This window comes from Thioclava sp. GXIMD4216 (genome assembly GCF_037949285.1).
In the GTDB taxonomy this organism is placed as follows: Bacteria; Pseudomonadota; Alphaproteobacteria; order Rhodobacterales; family Rhodobacteraceae; genus Thioclava; species Thioclava litoralis.
Genome location: NZ_CP149928.1, coordinates 309,413 through 330,537, shown reverse-complemented (window position 1 = coordinate 330,537; position 21,125 = coordinate 309,413). Strand labels below are relative to the sequence as shown.

Sequence of the window (21,125 nt, the reverse complement as noted above, 5' to 3'; positions counted from 1 at the left end):
ACGGGGCCGCGCTTCGGGGTCAGCGGCGCGCGGGCAGGGCGCAGAGCATCTCGTAGAGCAGATTGGCCGCAATCACGGCGGTGTTGCCCGAGGGGTCATAGGGCGGCGAGACCTCGACCAGATCGCAGCCCACAAGATTGAGCCCCGCACATCCACGCACGATTTCGTAGGCCTGCCATGTCGACAGACCGCCCGGCTCGACAGTGCCCGTACCCGGTGCGAAGGCCGGATCGAGACTGTCGATATCGAAGGACAGATAGACCGGCGCATCGCCCACGCGGGCGCGCACCTCTTCCATCAGGGGCTTGAGGGACTGGTACCAGCACTCTTCGGCCTGCACCACGCGCCAACCCTGCTGGCGGCCCCAGTCGAAATCATCCGCCGCATAGCCTGTCGCCCTGAGCCCGATCTGGGTCACGCGGTCATTCAGCAGGCAGCCGTCTTCCCATGCGCGGCGGAACGGGCAGCCATGCGCCACCGTTTCGCCGAACATGTCCTCGTTGGTGTCCGAATGGGCATCCACATGGATCAGCGCAACCGGCCCGTGTTTCTTGCGCATCGCGCGCAGGATCGGCCATGTCAGCGTATGATCGCCGCCCAGGGTCAGCGGAATGGTGTCATGGGACAGGATCTCGTCATAGAAGCTTTCGATAATCCCGATGGATTTCTTCAGATCGAATGTATTGATCGGGACATCCCCGATATCGGCCACCTGCATCCGTTCGAAAGGGGCCGCCCCCGTGGCCATGTTATAGGGGCGGATCATCCGGCTTTCATCGCGGATCTGGCGCGGGCCGAAACGGGTGCCCGCGCGGTTCGAGGCGCCGATATCCATCGGGATTCCCACGAAACAGGCGTCCAGACCCTTGGCGCTGTCCTGAGCGGGCAGCCGCATCATCGTGGCCGGTCCGCCAAAGCGCGGCATCGTGTTGCCTCCCAGCGGCTGGTTGAACGCAGAAGAATTAGTCATGACGTGGTCCTTTACGGTCGGAAATACTGCGATAGCCGCCTTTGCCTGCCGGAATGACCCAAAGCACCGAAAGCAGGAGGTGGCAGAGGAAGGCGGCCATGAAGGCGGGGATCGAGGCCGAAAACGCGGTGAACACAGCGTTGCCGACAAGGGCATAGGGGTCGAAAAGCGCGGCATAGGTGGCAATCCCTGCGGCCAGAGCGACCAGCGGTGCAGGGTTGATGCCCGCCCAGAAGTGATAGCGCCCCTGCGGCCCTGTGGTATAAAGCGCCTCCAGATCGACCCATTGCCGCCGCAGGATATAGTAATCGGCAATGACAATGCCGATGGCCGAGATCAGCACGGCCTGTGTCCATGCGACAAAGACGAAGAAGCGGTCATAAAGCTCGCTGGCGGTGAACAGGATCAGCAGCGCGCAGATGGCGAACATGGCCCCCGTCAGGGCGGTCCAGCCGATCCGCTGGGTCCAGCTGCCCAGATGCTGGGTAAAGGTCTGCGCGCCCGAGAAGACGAAGCTCGACATGCTGGTGAGGTTGGCGAAGGCCAGAAAGGCCAGCAGGACCGCCCCCACGGCAGGGCCGACAATCGGCAGCATCCACACGGTCGGGTCGCTATCGCCCATCACCAGCGCCGCCGTCAGACCCACCATCTGCGCCAGCACCGCCACCGGCACCAACCCGATGAAACTGCCCCAAGTGGCGCTGCGCTGGGTTCTGGCACCGCGGGCGATATTGCCCACCGCGCACCACCAGCCCGCACCGGCGGCAATATTGAGTTCGATGGCCAGCATCAGGTTGGTGGCGTGGCTTGCGGCGGGGTCGATGGGGGCTGCGGCCACGATTTCGGCCCAGCTATGCTGTGTGAAGATCATCGCGAACAGGATCGCGCTCATCACGATCAGGCCCGGTGCCACAAAGCGGTTGAGAAGTCGCACGGCCTTGTCGCCCTTGGCCACGATCAGCCATGCAAAGGCCAGAGCCGCAAAGGCAAAGCCGGTGATCACGGTGGTGTTGCCGCTCAGATCGGTGCCGCCGATATAGCTGATCACCTGTGTCGAGGCGCGTCCGAACATCAGCGCCAGAATGGTGGTCCAGCCCAGAATGAAGGGCGCGATCAGACCGATGGCCAGCACCAGCACACCGATTGCGCCGTAAATGGCCCGCTGCATCACGAAATGCTCGGTGCCCCATTTGCAGGTCATGATCGCCGAAGCCATCATCATCACGACCGCGCCGAGGATATTGCCCACGAGCATTGTCCAGAGCCCGTCATAGAAGCCGACAAAAAGGGCGGTCACACCGCCAAAGAGAAAAGCCCATGTGGCGATGGCCAGCCCGCTCTGGACCCAGACGAAATCCAGAAGGCCCCAGCTGCGGTCTTCGGCCAGCACCGGAAGACAGTCGCGCATCGCCCCGTGATGGGCGTCAGGCAGGGCAGAGCGGGACGGGAGGGAAGATGCCGATGTCATGCGCGCCTCCCTTACAGAACCAGCGCCGCCAGAAGGGCGAGGGCGGTGATCGCAAAAAGGACGAGCCAATCGGCTTTGGGCAGCGGGCGCAGGGCGGGGTCGGTTGCGGCCTCTTGCTGTTTGCGCTCAAGCCGATAGCTCAGCTCGGCCCGCATCTCGGGGGAAAGTTTCATACCATTATCCTGTTGCATGATGATGTCTTGACCGCAAAGCGGCGCATCATCTTTGTCATTGAGAGCTTCGGGCTATCAGCTCTGCCGACAGGGGGCTATCATTTGCGGACGAAAGAATTCATAGATAAACATCAATGCTTATTTTCGGGGGGCCGATGCTAACTGACCTGACAGGGGCAGATTTACGCGCTTTGCACGTATTTCAGACGATTTGTGCATGCGGAAGCTTTGCCGCGGCTGAACGAAAGTTAGATGTCCGGCAATCCACCATCAGTGTGCAGATCGCCAATCTGGAGCGCCGTCTGGGGTTCCGGCTGTGCGACAGGGGGCCCGGCGGGCTGCGCCTGACCGAGCGGGGGCGCACCCTTCTGGAGGCCAGCGCGCGGCTTAATCTGGCGGTGGAAAGCTTCACCCAGACGGCCGCGGCGCTGACCAACAAGACCGTGGGCACATTGCGGCTGGGGCTGATGGACCATCTGTCGAACACGCCCAGTTTTTCGGTTTCGAGACTGCTGCGCGGCTTTCACGAGCTTGCGCCCGAGGTCAATTTGCAGGTGGTGCAGGATATCCAGTCGGTGCTGGTGGACCAGATCCTGAATAAAAGTCTCGATATGGCCATCGGGGCGTTTCCGGCGTCGGATGCACAATATGACCGCCTGCCGCTTTATAAAGAGCGCCAGTTTATCCATTGCGGCCCGCTCCATCCGTTTTTCAAGGATGCGCCGCAGGACTATGATGCCGAGACGTTGGAAGCGCAGCGATGGGTGCGCCGGAGCTACCGGCTGGACCCCGAAGCGGGTTTCCCGCTGGCCTTGGGGCCTGCCGCTGCCACGGCAGCCAATCTGGAAGCGGTGGGGGTGATCCTGAGTGCGCTGCCGGTGCTGGGCTATCTGCCCTCGCATGCAGCGGCCTCTTTCGTGACCCGCAACGAGATCCGGCGCGTGACGGATAACTATTCGGTCACCTTCGAGGTCTCGCTGATCTCGCGGGCCGGACAGCGCGACACCGCCGCGATGCGCCATCTGCGCGATCTGGCCGTGCAGGCCAAGAAACGGCGTTGAGGCCGCGCGGGGCAGGGGCCATGGCCTCCGCCCCGCGGGTTTGCCGTAAAGCCGTGAAGGGTCAGCCGTTGAGGCGGTCCAGAATGCGCACCCAGGACCGGATGCCCTTATGGAAGCTTGTCACATCGTATTTCTCGTTCGGGCTGTGAATGGCGTCATCCTCATTGGCAAAGCCGATCAGCATCGCATCCATGCCGAGGATATCCTTGAAATAGCCCGCAATCGGAATGGACCCGCCCATGCCGGTGATCACCGCCTCGCGGTCCCATTCATCGGTCAGCGCAAGACGCGCTTTCTCGAATTCGGGGCGGGAGGTGTCCATGAAGGCGGCTTTCGCACCGTCAAGGCTGCTATCCCAGTGAATTTCGGCATCCTGCGGCACGCGCGCTTCCAGATGCGCGCGCAGTTTCGCCCGCACATCGACGGGGTCCATATCCCCCACCAGACGGCAGGTGATCTTGCAATGGGCCTCGGCGGGGATCACGGTTTTCGAGCCCGCGCCCTGATAGCCGCCCCAGAGGCCGTTGATTTCGACGGTCGGGCGCGACCATTGCTGCTCGAGCGTCGAATATCCCTCTTCGCCATGCGCCTTCGTCATGCCGACACCGCCCAGATAGGCGGCCTCGTCAAAACCGCAGGTCTTCCACATGGCGAGTTGCTCTGCCGGAACCTCGGAGACACCCTCATAGAACCCGTCCACCGCGACACGGCCGGTCTCGTCATGCAGCGAGGCGATCAGCTTCGAGATTTCGCGCAGCGGATTGAGCGCAGGCCCGCCATAAAAGCCCGAATGCAGGTCGATGCGCGGACCTTTCAGCGTGAATTCTTCTTTCAGCATCCCGCGCAGACTGCCTGCGATTGTCGGCACCCCCGGGGACACCATGCCGGTGTCGCAGATCAGCGCCAGATCGGCTGTCAGTTCGGCGGCATTGTCTTTCATGAAAGGCACAAGCGAGGGCGACCCCGATTCTTCCTCGCCTTCAAAGAAAATTGTAATATTGCCGGGCAGGGTGCCAGTGGCCGCTTTATAGGCGCGGCAGGCCTCGATGAAGGTCATCAACTGGCCCTTGTCATCCGACGCCCCACGGCCACGGATCACTTTGCCCTTGGCGGTATCCTCGATCTGCGGCTCGAAGGGCGGCGTGTTCCACAGGGCCAGCGGGTCGACGGGCTGCACGTCGTAATGGCCGTAAAACAGCAGATGCGGGCCTGCGCCCTCATGGCGGGCGACAACCATCGGATGGCCTGTGGTGGGGCGGATTTCTGCCTTGAAGCCAATAGATTGAAGATCCTTCACCAGCCATTCCGCCGCCTTGGCGACCTCGGGCTTATAGGCCGGATCGGTGGAAATCGACTGGATGCGCAAAAGCTCCATCAGGCGGTTCATGGCATTGTCGAGATCGGCATCGACTTGGTTCAGGACAGCATCCACAGACATCACATACTCCTTGTTTGGGTCGACCCTAGCAGCGTGTGCGGCACTGTCCAGCGCCGCCCGCCCAGGCGGGCGCAAAGCACGGGCATGGCGGCTTTGCCATATATGCATAGGCTGCGACCATAGGTGCATTTGAAATCATTCTAAAATTGCGTATTTAAAGAGCAGCCTTTGAAAACACGCATCTGTAATTTGACCTTTGTCAATGTAAGGCGTGCTAAAGAGGCCTAACGCTGACCCAGCGAACGGATGCAAGGACAGAACCCATGAATTACGATCAGGCTTTGGACACAGCGATCAACCGGCTTCACGAAGAAGGCCGCTATCGCGTCTTTATCGACCTTGAACGCGAAAAGGGGGCCTATCCGAAAGCCACATGGACGAAAGATGATGGCACGAAGCACGAGATTACGATCTGGTGCGGCAACGACTATCTGGGCATGGGGCAGCATCCGGTGGTTCTGGAAGCCATGCACGAGGCGCTTGACGCGACAGGGGCCGGTTCGGGCGGCACGCGCAACATCTCGGGCACGACCGTCTATCACAAACGTCTCGAAGCCGAGCTGGCGGATCTGCATGACAAGGAAGCCGCGCTGGTCTTTTCGTCGGCCTATATCGCCAATGACGGCACGCTCTCGACGCTGCGCAGCCTCTTTCCCGGTCTGATCATCTATTCGGACGAGCTGAACCACGCCTCCATGATCGAGGGCATCCGCCGCAATGGCGGGGCCAAGCGGATCTTCCGTCACAATGATCTGGCCCATCTGCGCGAGCTTCTGGCCGCCGATGATCCGGCAGCGCCCAAGCTGATTGCCTTCGAGTCGGTCTATTCGATGGATGGCGATTTCGGGCCGATCAAGGAAATCTGTGATCTGGCACAAGAGTTCAACGCGCTGACCTATCTGGACGAGGTGCATGCCGTGGGCATGTATGGCCCGCGCGGGGCAGGCTATGCCGAGGCGATCGGCGAGACCCGCATTGACATTTTCAACGGCACGCTGGGCAAGGCCTTCGGTGTGTTTGGTGGCTATATTGCGGCCTCGGCGAAAATGGTGGATGCGATCCGGTCCTATGCGCCGGGCTTCATCTTCACAACTTCGCTACCTCCGGTTGTGGCGGCAGGGGCTGCGGCATCGATCGCTTTCCTGAAGACGGCAGAGGGGCAGGCTCTGCGTGACAAACAGCAAGAGCATGCACGTATCCTGAAAACCCGCCTGAAGGCGATGGGGCTTCCCTTCATTGACCGTGGCAGCCATATCGTTCCGGTTCATGTCGGAAATCCCAAGCATTGCAAGGCGTTGTCGGATATGCTGCTGGAAGAATTCGGCGTTTACGTCCAGCCGATCAACTATCCGACCGTGCCGCGCGGCACCGAGCGGCTGCGCTTCACTCCCTCGCCCGTGCACTCGCTCAAGGAGATCGACGGGCTGGTGCGGGCGCTGGATAGCCTCTGGTCGCGCTGTGAGCTAAATCGCGCCGAAATGGCGGGTTGACCGATAACTAGCGGTGTAAACCTCTCTAGCCTGTGATAACTTTGCGATAACCAGTTCGGAGTAAACCGAATCGGACCACTCGAGTGCGATAGGGGCAGTATAGCAATGATCGGGCGAAGGACTTCTCCTTCGACGCAGGAGGATGTCGGGCTGAGAGGCTTTGAGGACTATGATCTGCGTCTTGGCGATCTGATGCGTGGCGAGCGCGCCACGCTTTCAAAATCGTTGCTTGATGTCCAACGCGAGTTGCGCATCAGGGCGGCCTATATTGCGGCGATCGAGAGCTGCGACATTTCCGCCTTCGATGCGCCCTCTTTCATCTCCGGCTATGTGCGTTCCTACGCGCGCTATCTCAACCTCGATCCCGAATGGGCGTTCGAGAGGTTCTGCCTTGAATCGGGCTTTGTGCCGACCCACGGCATGGCCCCGCAGGCATCGGCCCCTAAAACCCAAGCTAGCTCTGCGGCAAAGCCCGTCAATGCTCTGGGCAATCCCAATGCGGTCTTTATTCCGAAAACCGACAGCCTCTGGTCGCGGATCGAGCCGCGGGCCATCGGCTCGCTGCTTGTGCTGGCGCTCTTGGCGGGCGGAATCGGGTATGGCGGCTGGTCTGTTCTGCAAGAGGTGCAGCGCGTCAACCTGACGCCGGTGGACCAGCAGCCCAATGTCGTGGCCGAGCTGGACCCGCTTTCTTCGGTCGATACCCAAGCGGCGGATCCCGTCAAAAGCGCGGATGCGGATACCGGCGGCGACAGTCTGGACCGGCTGTTCCGCCCGGCAACGCTTGACACGCCGGTGCTGATTGCCCGCGACGGGCCGATTGCCGCGATCGATCCCAATAAAACCGGCGTGCTGTCCGGCGAGACCCAGACCGCGTCTGTCGATCAGGGGCGGGCCTCGACCCCTCCCAACACCGAATCCGCCATCAATCAGGCCATCGCGCAGGCGATGGGGCAGGGACAAGCGCAGCCTGCTCCTGAAAACGCGCCGGGCAATGCGGTGCGGGTGACGGCGGCCAATGCGGCGGATGTGGAAATTCTGGCTGTGCGGCCCTCATGGGTGCGGGTGCGCGCCGCTGACGGGTCGATCCTGCTGGAAAAAGTCATGAATGCAGGCGAGCGTTTCACGCTGCCCAAACTGGCAGAGCCGCCGACCCTGCGCACCGGCGAATCCGGCGCGATCTATTTTGCGGTCAATGGTGTGGCGCATGGGCCGGTGGGCGCGCGCGGGGCGGTGACCAAGAATATCACCCTCAGCCCTGATGCGCTGTCGCAACGTTTCGCCGTGGCCGATCCGCAGAAAGATGCGGCGCTGACCAGCATGTTTGCGGTGGCCGATGCAGGGCAGGTGATCGGCGAGCCGAAACCGGCCACCGAATAAACACGCCAGATAAACACGTCAGGCGATCAATCCTTCTCGACAGCCGTTGCCCTTGTGCGACGGCTGTTTTACTTTGCCCCCGACATGTCCGAAGGAGTCTCCAATGTCCCTGAACCCGGTTCGTCCGTGGCGCAGCGTCGAACGCCGCAAATCCCGTCAGATCATGGTTGGCAATGTGCCGGTCGGTGGGGATGCGCCGATTTCCGTGCAGACCATGACCAATACGGATACATCGGATGTGAAGGCCACTCTGGACCAGATTATCCGCGCCGCCGATGTGGGGGCCGATATCGTGCGGGTGTCCACCCCCGATCAGGCCTCGACGCAGGCCCTGCGCGAGATCTGCCGCGAAAGCCCCGTGCCGATCGTGGCAGATATCCATTTCCACTATAAACGCGCCATCGAGGCCGCCGAAGCCGGTGCCGCCTGCCTGCGGATCAATCCGGGCAATATCGGCGATGCTTCGCGCGTGAAAGAGGTGGTGAAGGCCGCCAAGGATCACGGTTGTTCCATCCGCATTGGCGTGAATGCGGGGTCTTTGGAAAAGCACCTGCTTGAGAAATATGGCGAGCCTTGCCCCGATGCAATGGTGGAATCCGGTCTGGACCATATCAAGCTGTTGCAGGACAACGACTTCCACGAATTCAAGATTTCCTGCAAGGCCTCGGATGTCTTCCTGTCGGCGGCGGCCTATCAGGCGCTGGCCGAGGTTACCGATGCCCCGATCCACCTTGGCATCACCGAAGCGGGCGGGTTGACCGCAGGCACGGTGAAATCGGCCATCGGTCTGGGCAACCTTCTGTGGATGGGCATTGGCGACACGCTGCGCGTCAGCCTGTCGGCAGATCCGGTCGAAGAGGTCAAAGTCGGCTTCGAGATCCTGAAGTCCCTCGGTCTGCGCACCCGTGGCGTGCAGATCATTTCCTGCCCCTCCTGCGCGCGTCAGGGTTTTAACGTGATCAAGACCGTCGAGACGCTGGAAAAGCGGCTTGAACATATCAAGACGCCGATGTCGCTGTCGATCATCGGCTGCGTGGTGAATGGTCCTGGCGAGGCGCTGATGACCGATCTGGGCTTTACCGGCGGCGGGGCGGGGTCGGGCATGATCTATATGGCGGGCAAGCAAAGCCACAAGATGTCCAATGACCAGATGATCGACCATATCGTCGAGCTGGTCGAGGAACGGGCCGAGAAGCTTGAAGCCGAGAAAAGCGCGGAAGAAAGCACCGCTGCGGAATAAGGGAAGGGCGCGCGCAAGGCGCCCTTTTTCATAAGCCCCGTTTCGTTACAGGGCCCGTTTCAAAGCCAGAAATAGGTTACGACCAGCAGAGCGGCGGCCAGCCCCAGTGCAACCAGCGTGAAGCGGCGGTTGAGATCGAAGGGGATGCGGGCGGCAGGCACGCCAAGCTGGCGTCCGGTGATGATCGACATGGCCGAGATTGGCGAGGCCGAAATTGCCAGCGCCCAAGCAAGGCACAGGCTCAGCCCCAGTGCCAGCGGATGCGCCGCGCCAATCGGGCCTGCGCCCAGCAACTGCGCGATCATCACGACAACCACCGAATGCGGGATCAGTAGCGCCGCCGCCAACGGCACCAGAAACAGGCAGCCCAAGATCGGCACAAGCGCGGGAACACCCTCACCGCCAAGGCCCGCCCCCCACCCCAGAAGCGCAAAGCCGACCGTGACCCCCGCGCCGATCACCGCCGCCGCCAGAAAGATCGTGGCTTCATTGGCCATAGAGGCCGAGGCCTTGCCCAGACCGCCCAACGGGTCGCTGTTTTTCATCGCGGCGCGGATCTCGGGTTCGACAAATGGCCAGCTCCATGACAGGATCGGCAGCACCACGCAGGCCGCCACCAGAAAGCTGATCTCCAGCAAACGGTGCAGGACCAACGTCACGATGATCAGGCCAAGCACCACCGACAAAATAACCGCCAGCGCCCGCCCGCCTGCAAGATCTGTGCTCCGGTCCGGATCGGGGCTGTGATCGGCCGCCGTTTCTTTACGCAAAGCCCAGAGCGTGCCGCATGTGATCACAAAGGCCGACGCCAGCGCCAGAAGCAGGAACGCCACGGGATCGAGCGTCGGAATAGCAGTGGTGACAATGGCAAAGCCGACGCCAATCGGGTTCCAGATGGTCGACAGAACCGTGCCGCGCAAGGCACATAGGGTCATCACGCGGGTATTGATCGGCGGACGCCCCTGTTCTGTGGCATGGCGCGCGTGGTTTTCCGCGATATCGGACATCATTCCGATCGTGCCGATATTGAACAGTACCGAAAGACCCTGCGCCCCAAAGGTCACCGCACCGGCCCGCCGGTTGGCCGAGGCGGCAAACAGCCGCGCCGCCGCCTGTGCGACAAGGCGCGAGGCCCTGACAGGCGCGCGGATCAACCCGAGCGAGGTCAGAAAGGCCGAAAACGCGGTGCCTTGGAACAGGGCGGTCTGCATATGCGGCAGCGCCTCGGGCCGGAGCAGCGCAATCGCCAAGGCCATCAGCACGGAAAGCAGCGCGAAAATCTGCGCCATACGCTGCACCGAGCCAAGCCGCAAAAGGGCCAGCACCACAGCGGCAGCCGCGGCCAGCCATGTCAGGGCACCAAAGCCGGCCCAGATATGCGCACCAATCTGGCCGGTGACCAGACCGGCGATCATCACCACCGCCAGAATGCCGCAAACACGGTCGAGATGCAGCCCGTAGGCGGAAGATGTAAAGAGCATAAAAATCCGGTGCGTTTTGCGTTTGTACCGTTATGCCAGCCTCTGCCACAGGGACAATCGTTGCAAATTGCATAGCCCCCTGTACCCTGACGCAAGGCTCGGACCGGGGCTCGGTCTGGGGCTCGCTCTGGGGCTAGGGCTGGGGAGCTTCGGCTTGCGGCCCCAAAGACGGCAGATTGGGACGGCTGCCGCTGATCAGGGTCAGCAGATCGGTGGCCGTGGCGATGGCATTGGCGCGTGGCGGAACGGCCACATAAACGGGCTCCCAGTCAGGGTCGAATTTCTGCTTGAAATCCCGAAGCCCCTCGAAATTGTAGAAATGCCCGCCATGACGGTAGATAAAGGCACCAAGCTGGCTGCTCAGCCGCGCGCCACGACGGTTTTCCAGCCCCGAAAGCGGCGCATTGCCCAAGCTGAAGCTCTGGTAGCCAAGCGCCTTGAAATGCAGCAGAAGCTCGGTAAACAGGAATTCCATCACCCCCGAAGCGCGTTCGGGAAGATGGCGCATCAGGTCGATGGTGGCGCGGCTCTGCGTCTGCGTGGTCCACAGATTGGCAAAGGCCACGATGGCGTCGTGTTTGTAGATCAGCGCGACGGGCGTCTGTTGCAGATAGGCCTCGCTGAAATAGCCGACGGAAAAGCCTTTTTCGGCACCGGCTTTAACCGCAAGCCACGCCTGTGAAATCTGCCGCAGCTCTTGCAAAAGCGCGGCACTATGCGGCGGCTGGACGACCTCCATGCGCAGACCGTCGCGCAGGGCGCGGGCATGGGTGGTGCGCAGGCGCTTGCGCGCGCTGCCTTCAAGGCTGAACCTGTCAAGCGGCACCACCGCCTCTTCTCCCAGCTTGTGCAGGGCCAGCCCCATATCGATCCACAGATGCGCCGAGGTGGCGGGCACGTCGTAGAAAAGAGGGCGGGCTCCGGCGGCTTGGGCGGCATCATGGAACGACCAGACCAGCCCCGAGGCCTCTTGCCTGTCCCCCACCGGCTCATGCAAGGCCACCCAGCTTCCGCCCTGAATGCGATACATCAGGAAGCTGTTGCCGCTTGGCGAGAACAGCAGCGCCTTATCGCCACTCAGGGCGATATTGGCCTTCGGGTCATCCTGCCGCGCGATAATGGCTGCGGCGCGCTGCATTTCCTCGGCATTTGCGGGGGCGGCATGCAGATTGCCCGGACGCAGGGCATAGCGCAGCAAAAGCAGGGTCATCACCAGAAAGCCCACCAAGGCCGCACGCAAGGCACGGGGGGCGGCCTTATCGGTGGCGAATTGCCACCACAGGTCGCTGTTATAGGGCACCGCCTTATGTACAAAGAACAGGGTCGCCAGAATGGTCAGGGCAAGGCAGACCATCAGCATGAACCAGCGCAGCCCCAGCACATTGCGGGTCAGGCGGGTCATCCGGTAGAATTCACCACGCGCCGATTGCAGGATCAGCGAAGCGACCAGCAGCATAAGCGCGGTCGGATAGTCGAACCCATGTGCCAGACTGGCCACCATGCCAACCGCCAATGCGACCTGTGTCAGCCACCATGCGCCCGAAACCCGCCGCAACAGCCCATGCGCCAGCACGACAAGGCAAGCCCCGATGGCGCTTGACACCAAGGCCCCGCTTTCCAGAAACACCAGCGGCACGACATCACTGAGGCCATCGGCCATCGGGGCGGATGGCGGCAGCAGCGGCAGGATCATCAGCGCCGCCCCAAGGACGAAGGTCATGGCCGACATTGCCAGAGGGGCCAATGCGCTGATCGCCTGAAACGCGGGGGCCAGCAGATCGGCGCGGCCCGCAATCATCTTGCGGCTGGCCAGACGCACTTCCCCCAATGCCATCAGGATCATGGCAAGCGCGAATGGCAGGATATAGTAGATCAGGCGGTACAGCAGCAAACCGGCGGCAATTTCCTGCGCGGGCACATTATGCGGCAGGGCCGCCACGATGATCGTCTCGAAGACCCCGACCCCGCCGGGCACATGCGACAGCACCCCCGCCATCACGGCCGCCGAGAAGACCGCAAGGAAGGTGGCGAACCCCAGCTGGTCGGCGGGCAGCAGGATATAGAGCGTCGCAGCCGACAGGATCGTTTCGGCCGCGGTAAAGAAGAACTGCCCGGCAGACAGCGCCGGTCCCGGCATCTGCAACGAGATGCCGCGCAGGGTCAGGCTGGATTTACGGATCGACATCACCGCCAGCACGCCACAGCTTAGCACGACAATTCCGATCGCGGCCCAGCGGATCAGATGCGGCGACACCGAAATCACCGCCCCCAGCGCATGGGGGTGCCATGCCAGCGCGCCAAGCCCGATCAGCGTGGCTCCGATACCGAACGACAACGAGCAGAAAAGGGAGATCCCCGCAATATCAAAGGCGGAAAGCCCCATCGCCGAATAGATACGATAGCGCACGGCACCGCCGGTCACCGGTCCGGCGCCGACCGTATTGCCGATGGAATATCCGAGAAAACTGCCGGTCAGCACCACCGCCAACGGCAGCTTCTTGCCGATGAACCGCAGGGCCGACCAGTCATAGCCCGCCAGCGCCGCATAGCCGCCACAGGTGCAAAGCACGGCCAGCACGACATCATGAAACGGCGTTGCGCGGATCAGCCGGACGACCTCGACCATACTGACATGGGCCATCAGCCGATACAGGGCAAAAGCCCCGAGGCCGAATAGCACTGCGGTAACAAGATACGGGACCGCCCCGCGCAGCCTAGTTGAGATCATAGGCCTATGCCTTCAGATAGTGTGTCGCCAAATTTTATTGGCACGAAATCTTGTCCGGGATCAATGCCGGAGTTGGTTTGACTTTTGTTACATAACCACGGTTATCGCATTTTTATCCGGCCACCGCCGCAAGGGATCTTACCGCGCCTGTGTCAGCCGCGCGACCTCGACCAAGGCCGTATGGGCGCTGCAACCCTGCCCAAGTTTCGAGGTGCCGACATCTTTCGTCAGCACATTCGGATTGCCATCGGCATCGGCGGCACTGCCGGGGTCGCCATACCACGCTCCGGTCGGCAAAGCGGTGACACCGCGCAGAATATCCGGCGTCACCCGTGCCCGCGCATGGCAGGCGCCGCGGCTGTTGAAAACGCGCACCAGATCCCGATCGGCAATCCCGCGTGCCGCGGCATCCTCGGGATGGATCATCAACGCCACGGGGCGCGCGTCCTCGCTATCGGCCAGCGCGCATTCCAACTGGCTGTGCAGCTTGTCACCGGGCTGCGGCGACACAAGATGCAGGGGCGTCTGCGCTGTTGCCGTGCCCAGCCATTCCGAGGGGGGAAGCCAGACCGGATGACCGGGGCAATCGGCATAACCGAAGCCCTCGATCGTGTCCGAGAAAATCTCGATCCTGCCCGAGGGCGTCCCCAAGGGGCTGGCCTCGGGATCGGCGCGGAAACGGGCGAAAAGCGTTGTGTCCGGCCCCTCGGTCGCAAGAGGCAGACGCACCCAGTTGCGCGCTTTCAACGTGGCCAGATCGGGCAGATCCAGACCTTGCGCCTGTGCCGTCTGGTGGAACTCCGCATACAGATCGGCAATCCATGCCGCCGCCATGCGCCCCTCGCTGAAACGCTCTGACGCCCCAAGCCGTTCTGCCAGCCCGCAGAAAATCGCATAATCGTCGCGTGCCTTACCCACCGCCGGAATAAGCTGGGGCATGTAGAACAGGTAGTCATCCATTGACGAGCGCCCGATATCCTCGCGCTCGTAGGGGGTCGTTGCCGGAAACACGATATCGGCGCGCTTGGCCGTAGCGGTCCACCAAGGTTCGTTCACGATAATGGTTTCGGGGCGCTGCCATGCCTCGTGCAAGGCGTTCAGATCCTGATGATGGTGATAGGGATTTCCTCCCGCCCAGTAGATCAGCCGGATATCGGGATAGCAGGGCTGCTGGCCGTTGAAGTCATAGCGCGCCCCCGGAAAACGCAGCATATCGGCCATGCGCGCCACCGGAATGACGGTTTTCACCGGATTGTCCAGCTGCGGCAGGGTCATACCCTGCAGCGCCCGAAACGATTTTCCGACCCCGCCAATCGCGCCGTACCCATAGCCGACCCCACCACCGGGCAGGCCGATCTGGCCCAGCATCGCGGCCAGCACGGCGGACATCCAATAGGGCTGCTCGCCATGTTCCCCGCGTTGCAGCGACCATGCCACGGTGATCAACGTGCGGGTGCGGGCCATGCGCCGCGCCAAAATCCGGATCTGCTGCGGATCGGCCCCGCACAGCACCGCCGCCCATTCGGGGTCTTTCGGGCAGCCGTCGCTTTCGCCCATAAGATAGGGCCGGAAGCGGTCGAACCCCGTGCAGTAGCGAGCCAGAAACGCCTCGTCCGCCAGCCCTTCCTGCACCAGCACATAGGCCAGTGCCAGCATAAGCGCGGTGTCCGATCCGGGACGGAGCGCCAGCCAGTCGCAGCCCTCGGGGGCATCGCCGCGCTGCGGCCCGATATTGAGGCAATAGATCCCCTTGGCGCGGAACCGCTCCAGCCAGCTTGCGGTGTCGTGCCGGGTGATGCCCCCCATGCTGACCTGCGCATTCTTGGAATTTATCCCGCCAAACATCACCAGCGTTTCGGTGTGGTCATGCAGGGTCTGCCAGCTTTGCTGATGCTGGTAGAGCAGGCTGATGAAATCGGTGCCGAAGACATGCGGCATGATCGATTGCGCGCAGCCCGTGGAGTAGCTGCCGAACGAGGCCACATAGCCGCCGATACTATTGAGGAAACGGTGCACCTGACTTTGTGCATGGTGGAAACGGCCCGCCGAACTCCAGCCATAGGAGCCGCCAAAGATCGCCTCGTTCCCGTAGGTCTTGCGAATGCGGTCGATGTCCTGCGCGGCAATGTCCAGCGCCTCGTCCCAAGGCAGTTCGACAAAACTGTCCTCGCCGCGCCGGCCCTGCCGCCCGTTCAGCCAGCCCTTGCGGATGGACGGGCGGGCGATCCGGCTGTCGTGATGCACTGCGGCAGGCACGGCGGCAGGAATGGCCGACGGGGCAGGATCTTCGGAGAACGGACGGGCAGAGAGAATGCGCCCGCCCTCCGTTTCAACCTCGAAGGCCCCCCAATGGCTGGAGGTGACCCTGATCTGCTGTTTTCCGTCTTGCGTCATGATCTTGTGACCCCTGCCCGATCCGCTTTGGCCGCAGGATGGGCCGATCCGTGTCAAAGGTCCAGTACCGCCTTACGGGCACCTTCCCCGTTGAAGGCATCCGCAATCCGGTGACGGGTCGCACGCGGTGACGGGTCCTATGCGGTGACGGGCCTCAAGAAAGCGGCAGGCATGCGGCAAGCCCCGCGCTCAATCGCCATAGACGATCATCGAGATGAATTTGACCCTGTCACAGCGCAATTCGGCCGGACCATGTTCGACCTCGCCCGAAAAAGTCAGCGCATCGCCTGCGGTCAGGGTAAAACGCTGCGTGCCGAACTGGTAATCCATCTCCCCCTCAAGCATATAGATGAACTCCGTGCCCGGATGGGCAAAGCGGGGATAGCTCTCGCTGTCCTTGTCCATCTCGATGAGGAACGGCTCGAAAGATTTCTGCGGCCCGCGATTATAGGAAAGCAGCCGGTAGGTATGGCCATGTCGGGTGCCGCTGCGCACGACCTCCAGCTGGTCGGCGGCACGGATCAGCTGTGCCGCGCCCTTCTTGTTCTCGACCTCGGCAAACAGCATGGCAATCGACTGGCCCAACGCGCCGCAGATCCGCTCGAGCGCATCAAGGCTGGCACTGGCCTGACCGTTCTCGATCCGGCTCAGCATGGCCGCCGACATTTCGGCCCCCGCTGCCACATCCGCCAGCGTCAGCTTCAGCGCCAGACGTTTGCGCCGGATGGCCGTGCCGATGCGCTGGTCGATCGGCACATGCGCCTGAGCGGTCAGATGGTCCGGGGCGGGGTCGACAGACGCAGGCGCGCGCGTCTTGGCGGATTTCGGCATCGGGATGTCCTACAGGGTCGCTTGGTAGAACTTTGGCGCATCGGTATGGAAATGGAAAGCCTCCGGCCGCTTTACGCCAGAAAGGCCATATCGAACGGGGCCACGTCAGACGTGGCCCCGCGGCACTCGTACTCAGGGCACTCACATAGGATGTGTCGATGCGGCCTTATAGGCATGACGCTCGTGGCGCCAGCCAAGGATGACGGCAATCAACACGCAAAGGTAGGTCGCAACCAGCCACGGCATCTCTGTGCTGCCATAGCCTGCAAAGATCGGGCCGGTCACACCGTCCCAGGATTTTGCAACAAAAGGGGCTTCCATAGGCTATCTCCTGTTGGGAAGGGTTATTCGGCGGGCGAAACCGCGCCATGCAGCGCTTCGGGATAGGCCTCGACCGGCACTTTGGTCTTGTCCAGACCGGTGATTTCGGCTTCGGCAGGCACACGGAGCTGGCCCGTGATTTTCAGCAACCACGACACCCCATAGCCCGGCACAAAGCCAAGAAGCGCCATGACCACCGCCCCGACCAACTGGCCGGTGAAGCTGGTTTCAATGACATCCGGTCCGGAGAGCGCCGGATAGCCCTGTGCGGCAAGCCCCACGGCAAGAAGCCCCCACATGCCCAGACAGCCATGCAACGCGAAGGCGCCCACCGCATCGTCAATGCCGCGCCGTTCGACGAAAGACGCGATGAACGGCATCGCCACCGCACCGGCAAACCCGATCACGAAGGCCATCGGCGGATACCACAGGTCGATCCCCGCCGCGCAGGAGATGATCCCGCCAAGCGCGCCCGACATCATCCAGAACGGATCACGGGTGATCATCCAGGCCCCGATAATGCCGCCAGCCATACCCATCAGCGTGTTGAAGGTCATCCCCGAAAGGGTCATCGGCGTGCCATAGATCGACGCCGCCTGCGTCACCGACCACGACCACGATTCCCCCGGCACGATCACACAGCCCATCAGGAAGCCCCAGAAGCCCGCGATAATCAGCATCAGGCCGATCAGCGTCATCGGCATCGAATGGCCGGGAATGGCATTGGCCGAGCCGTCGGGGTTGAACTTGCCGATCCGCGGACCGAGATTCATCGTCACCCCCAAGGTGAAGAACCCCGCGATCATATGCACGACGCCTGCGGCTCCGAAATCGTGATAGCCGAATTTGGTCACCAGCCAGCCATCCGCATGCCAGCCCCAAGCGGCGGCCAGGATCCACACGAAAGCGCCCAGAATGGTGGCCAGAACGACAAACCCCGTCAGGCGGATCCGTTCGATCAGTGCCCCCGACAGGATCGAGGCGGTGGTGGCCGCAAACAGCACGAAGGCGCCCCAGAACACGCCCGAGGACCGGTCGTCGAGATTGGGCCCCATATTGGGCGACCACGGCGCGGCCACCTCGTTGGCATAGGCCAGACCGGATGCGCCGGTCGGCCCCGCCGAAAGGTCGAGACCCGTCGGGAACGCCCAATAGACCCACCAGCCGATGAAATAGAAAAACGGCACGATCAGCGCGAAGGCCAGAATGTTCTTGATCCCAGAGGCCAGCGCGTTTTTAGACCGCGATGCCCCCATCTCGTAGGCCAAAAATCCCGCATGGATCAGCACCATCAGCGGGATCGTCAGAAAATAGAATGTCTCGGAGAAGGTGGTGCCGGTTCCGTCGGCCTTTGCCTTCAACTCGGCAACAGTTGCCGCCAGATTTGCTAGGTCCTGTTCCACGTCCAAAGCTCCCTGTTTGTGTGGAAGTAGTCTTGGGGAAGTCTTCTTGGGCCGGTGCGGGACCGGCCATGTCTAGGCATAGCGGGTAATTTGCATATGACGCAAATAACTTGCCTATTTTGCAAAAAATTCATGGGTCGCATGAAAATTCAGCGCCAAATCCCCGCCCTTGCCGGAATCTGCCGCACCCCGTGCGGGGGATGTCCATGCGCGCCGCTACTCGCGCCACTACTCGGGCGGATTGGCCCGCGGCGGAATTTCGGCTAGAGCTGTCACAGACCGCACGGAGACCCGCTTATGACCATATTTGTTGATGCCGATGCCTGCCCCGTGAAAGCCGAGGTGGAACGGGTGGGCACGCGCCATAAGGTGCCGATGAAGATCGTCTCGAATGGTGGCATCCGGCCATCGCAAAACCCGTTGGTGGACACGGTCGTGGTGGATGCCGGCCCTGATGTGGCCGACAAATGGATCGCCGAACGTGCGGGGGCGGGCGATATCGTCATCACCAATGATATTCCGCTGGCGGCGAAATGCGTGGCCGCAGGGGCGCAGGTGTTGCGCCATGATGGCGATGCCCTGACCGAGAACAATGTCGGGCAGGCGCTGGCGATGCGCGACCTGATGACCGATATGCGTGCTGCCGACCCGTTCTTGCAGGGCCGCAACAAAGGCTTCACCAAAGCCGATCGGTCCCGCTTTCTGGACGCGCTCGAACGGGCCGTGCGCAAGGCGCGCGCCTAGGCGGCCTCAGGCCAATGCCGCCGGTCCGGCTGTGTTGGCCGTTTGCTACAGCCCCCCTGTCACCCCAACCCGAAAGAGGCGCGATGTTTTCCTGGTTCGAGCGGCGTATCGATCCCTATCCGGCAGAGCTGCCGCAGATGCCACCCGAAAGGTTCTGGCCCTTCATGCGCCATTACAGTCGTGGTGCCCTGCCTTGGCTGGCGCTGTTGGGGGTGACCTCCGGCGCGATCGCCTTGGTGGAGGTCTCGCTTTATGGCTGGCTGGGGGATCTGGTGGACCGGCTGGCCGACACCTCGCGCGAGACGTTCTGGGCCGAGAATTGGGCACGGCTGGCCCTGATGGCGCTGGGGCTGTTGGTGCTTTTGCCGGGGCTGAACCTGCTGGGCGGTCTGCTGATGCACCAGACCCTGCTGGGGAACTTCCCCCAAAGGGTGCGCTGGCTGGCCTATCGCTATCTGCTGCGCCAGTCGGTCGGGTATTTTCAGGATGAGTTCGCAGGCCGCATCGCGCAGCGCCTGATGCAGACAGCCCTTGGCGTGCGCGAAGTGGCGATGAAGCTAATGGATGTGGGCAGCTATGTCGTCATCTATTTCCTCGGCGCTTTGGCGCTGGCCGCCCATCAGGACTGGCGGCTGGCCCTGCCCTTTGCGCTCTGGGCGCTGGGATACGCCCTCATGCTGTCGAAGATCGTGCCGCGTCTGGGCCGTGTGGCACAGCAACAGGCCGATGCACGTTCGGCCATGACAGGGCGCATGGTCGACAGCTATACCAATATCGCTACCGTCAAGCTGTTTTCCCATTCCGACCGCGAAGAGCGCTGGATGCGGGAGGGAATGAACGGCTTCCTCGACACGGTTTACCGTCAGATGCGGCTGGCACAGGTTCAGGATATCACCCTCAGCCTGCTGAATGTCTGGCTGGTGGCCTCGGTCACGGGGGTGGGGCTCTGGCTCTGGACCGAGGGCACACTGGCCGTGGGCGCGGTCGCGATTGCGGTGCCGCTGGCGCTGCGGCTCAATAATATGGCCCATTGGATCATGTGGGAATTCTCGGCCCTCTTCGAGAATATCGGCACCGTGCGCGACGGGATCTCCAGCCTTGCGCTGCCGCGCGCGGTGCAGGACAGGCCGGATGCCAAGCCGCTGCAGGTCACCGCAGGGGCCGTGCGGTTTGATCATGTGACCTTCCGCTACGGGCAGAACGCGGGCGGGCAGGAGGACAGGGCGCGCCCGCTGGCGGTGCTGGACGACCTGGACCTGACCATCCGCGCGGGCGAGAAAGTCGGGCTGGTGGGACGGTCCGGTGCGGGCAAATCCACGCTGATCAACCTGCTTTTGCGTTTTCATGATATCCCCGAGGGGCGGATCACCATTGACGGGCAGGATGTGGCACAGGTGACGCAGGAAAGCCTGCGCGCTGCAATCGGGGTGGTCACGCAGGACAGCACTCTCCTGCATCGCTCGGTGCGCGAGAATGTCACCTATGGCAGGCCCGACGCCTCCGAAGAGGACATCGCCCACGCTTTGCGAATGGCCGAGGCCGATCGTTTCGTGCCGCGCCTGTCGGATGCGCAGGGGCGCAAGGGGCTTGCGGCCCATGTGGGGGAACGCGGTGTGAAGCTGTCCGGCGGCCAGCGCCAGCGCATTGCCATTGCACGGGTCGCCTTGAAGGACGCGCCGATCCTGATCCTTGACGAGGCCACCAGCGCGCTGGACAGCGAGGTGGAAGCCGCGATCCAGTCCCGTCTGGATCTGTTGATGCAGGGCAAGACGGTGATCGCGATTGCCCATCGGCTATCGACCATCGCTGCGATGGACCGGCTTGTGATCATGGATCAGGGGCGCATTGTGGAACAGGGCAGCCATGCCGATCTATTGGCGCGGAACGGTCTTTATGCCCGTCTCTGGGCGCGGCAATCGGGCGGGTTTCTGGCCAGCGGGATGTGATCGGGCCACCCGATCCCGGCACGCCCCAGCCAAAGGCAGCCCTTCTTCGGGCTTGCC

At 62.4% G+C, this 21,125-nt stretch carries 16 protein-coding genes; 6 read left to right on the top strand and 10 right to left on the bottom strand.

The window, feature by feature from the left end; translation table 11 throughout:
• Window positions 1–19 precede the first annotated feature (19 nt).
• Genes speB through WDB88_RS16860 form a run of 3 tightly spaced genes read right to left on the bottom strand, consistent with a single transcriptional unit; the run spans window position 20 to window position 2,611 of the window.
• Complete coding sequence (gene speB, locus WDB88_RS16870; RefSeq protein ID WP_330629303.1) at window positions 20–970, bottom strand: agmatinase; 951 nt, start codon at window positions 968–970, stop codon at window positions 20–22.
• Window positions 963–2,438 carry a cytosine permease gene (locus WDB88_RS16865; protein WP_330629302.1) on the bottom strand — a complete coding sequence of 492 codons (1,476 nt, stop codon included), beginning with the start codon at window positions 2,436–2,438 and terminating at the stop codon, window positions 963–965. Before WDB88_RS16865 ends, speB begins: the two co-directional genes overlap by 8 nt.
• An 11-nt stretch (window positions 2,439–2,449) precedes the next feature.
• Window positions 2,450–2,611 (bottom strand): hypothetical protein, encoded by a 162-nt coding sequence (locus WDB88_RS16860; protein ID WP_330629301.1) that lies wholly within the window; start codon window positions 2,609–2,611, stop codon window positions 2,450–2,452.
• A gap of 134 nt (window positions 2,612–2,745) precedes the next feature.
• Between WDB88_RS16860 and WDB88_RS16855 the strand changes: the two genes are divergently transcribed.
• A complete protein-coding gene (locus WDB88_RS16855; RefSeq protein WP_339109863.1) occupies window positions 2,746–3,672 on the top strand; it encodes a LysR family transcriptional regulator in 927 nt (308 codons plus the stop codon).
• Between the two features lie 61 nt (window positions 3,673–3,733).
• On the opposite strand, the gene WDB88_RS16850 is transcribed toward WDB88_RS16855, so the two are convergent.
• On the bottom strand, window positions 3,734–5,110 hold the full coding sequence (locus WDB88_RS16850) for a dipeptidase (RefSeq protein ID WP_330629299.1): 1,377 nt from the start codon (window positions 5,108–5,110) through the stop codon (window positions 3,734–3,736).
• A gap of 263 nt (window positions 5,111–5,373) precedes the next feature.
• Between WDB88_RS16850 and hemA the strand changes: the two genes are divergently transcribed.
• The 3 genes from hemA (at window position 5,374) to ispG (ending at window position 9,220) form a co-directional block, all read left to right on the top strand.
• Complete coding sequence (gene hemA, locus WDB88_RS16845) at window positions 5,374–6,600, top strand: 5-aminolevulinate synthase (protein WP_330629298.1); 1,227 nt, start codon at window positions 5,374–5,376, stop codon at window positions 6,598–6,600.
• A 105-nt stretch (window positions 6,601–6,705) separates the two neighbouring features.
• Entirely contained in the window at window positions 6,706–7,980 is a 1,275-nt protein-coding gene (locus WDB88_RS16840; protein ID WP_339109862.1) for a RodZ domain-containing protein, read from the top strand.
• Window positions 7,981–8,083: 103 nt separating this feature from the next.
• Window positions 8,084–9,220 (top strand): flavodoxin-dependent (E)-4-hydroxy-3-methylbut-2-enyl-diphosphate synthase, encoded by a 1,137-nt coding sequence (gene ispG, locus WDB88_RS16835; RefSeq protein WP_330629296.1) that lies wholly within the window; start codon window positions 8,084–8,086, stop codon window positions 9,218–9,220.
• Between the two features lie 59 nt (window positions 9,221–9,279).
• On the opposite strand, the gene WDB88_RS16830 is transcribed toward ispG, so the two are convergent.
• The 6 genes from WDB88_RS16830 to WDB88_RS16805 all read right to left on the bottom strand — a co-directional run bounded on the left by WDB88_RS16830 (window position 9,280) and on the right by WDB88_RS16805 (window position 18,378).
• Window positions 9,280–10,701, bottom strand: coding sequence for a hypothetical protein (locus WDB88_RS16830; protein WP_339109861.1), 1,422 nt, complete (start codon window positions 10,699–10,701; stop codon window positions 9,280–9,282).
• A 133-nt stretch (window positions 10,702–10,834) separates the two neighbouring features.
• Window positions 10,835–13,429 carry a bifunctional lysylphosphatidylglycerol flippase/synthetase MprF gene (gene mprF, locus WDB88_RS16825; protein ID WP_339109860.1) on the bottom strand — a complete coding sequence of 865 codons (2,595 nt, stop codon included), beginning with the start codon at window positions 13,427–13,429 and terminating at the stop codon, window positions 10,835–10,837.
• A 138-nt stretch (window positions 13,430–13,567) separates the two neighbouring features.
• Complete coding sequence (locus tag WDB88_RS16820; RefSeq protein ID WP_339109859.1) at window positions 13,568–15,823, bottom strand: molybdopterin-dependent oxidoreductase; 2,256 nt, start codon at window positions 15,821–15,823, stop codon at window positions 13,568–13,570.
• A 189-nt stretch (window positions 15,824–16,012) separates the two neighbouring features.
• The gene (locus tag WDB88_RS16815; protein ID WP_330629292.1) at window positions 16,013–16,654 is read right to left on the bottom strand and encodes an XRE family transcriptional regulator; all 642 of its coding nucleotides are present in this window, start codon (window positions 16,652–16,654) and stop codon (window positions 16,013–16,015) included.
• 141 nt (window positions 16,655–16,795) lie between these two features.
• Window positions 16,796–16,975 carry a hypothetical protein gene (locus tag WDB88_RS16810; protein WP_330629291.1) on the bottom strand — a complete coding sequence of 60 codons (180 nt, stop codon included), beginning with the start codon at window positions 16,973–16,975 and terminating at the stop codon, window positions 16,796–16,798.
• A 23-nt stretch (window positions 16,976–16,998) separates the two neighbouring features.
• On the bottom strand, window positions 16,999–18,378 hold the full coding sequence (locus WDB88_RS16805; protein WP_339109858.1) for an ammonium transporter: 1,380 nt from the start codon (window positions 18,376–18,378) through the stop codon (window positions 16,999–17,001).
• A gap of 297 nt (window positions 18,379–18,675) precedes the next feature.
• On the opposite strand from WDB88_RS16805, the gene WDB88_RS16800 reads away from it, so the two are divergent.
• Together WDB88_RS16800 and WDB88_RS16795 are read left to right on the top strand one after the other, a co-directional pair.
• A complete protein-coding gene (locus WDB88_RS16800; protein ID WP_339109857.1) occupies window positions 18,676–19,122 on the top strand; it encodes a YaiI/YqxD family protein in 447 nt (148 codons plus the stop codon).
• Window positions 19,123–19,205: 83 nt separating this feature from the next.
• Window positions 19,206–21,068: an ABC transporter ATP-binding protein gene (locus tag WDB88_RS16795; RefSeq protein ID WP_339109856.1), complete on the top strand. Its 1,863-nt coding sequence runs from the start codon at window positions 19,206–19,208 to the stop codon at window positions 21,066–21,068.
• Window positions 21,069–21,125 lie beyond the last annotated feature (57 nt).